Origin of the sequence: Levilactobacillus paucivorans, from assembly GCF_001437125.1 — a bacterium.
GTDB lineage: Bacteria > Bacillota > Bacilli > Lactobacillales > Lactobacillaceae > Levilactobacillus > Levilactobacillus paucivorans.
The window spans coordinates 1-287 of record NZ_JQCA01000031.1; the positions used below are offsets into that span (position 1 = coordinate 1).

Annotated in this window: 1 protein-coding gene; it reads right to left on the bottom strand. The window is 43.2% G+C overall.

The genetic code is table 11. From position 1 onward, the window contains the following. A partial coding sequence (locus tag IV54_RS11465; RefSeq protein WP_157054339.1) for a helix-turn-helix domain-containing protein occupies positions 1–263 on the bottom strand: 263 nt, incomplete at its 3' end. Between the last annotated feature and the right edge of the window lie 24 nt (positions 264–287).

Below are 287 nucleotides of genomic sequence, written 5' to 3' on the forward strand. Positions count from 1 at the left end.
TAACAGCTGTTTAGCCGGTGCTTACGATAAACTGCTTCGCCAGTTTCCGCCAGATACGACTGTTCAAAGATACGTGTATTAGCGTTAATCTGTGTTGTTGTCCCACGTCTCAATTCACGTGAAATCGTGCTGGGATCACGATGAAGTACCTTGGCAATCCGGCGGATGGACCAATCTAAGTCCCTTAGAGCTTCAATTCGACCACGTTCAGCTAAACTAAGTTGGTGATATTGATTAGATATGATATTCTTAATTCGGGTCATGAAGATACCTCTTTCTTGTTTGTG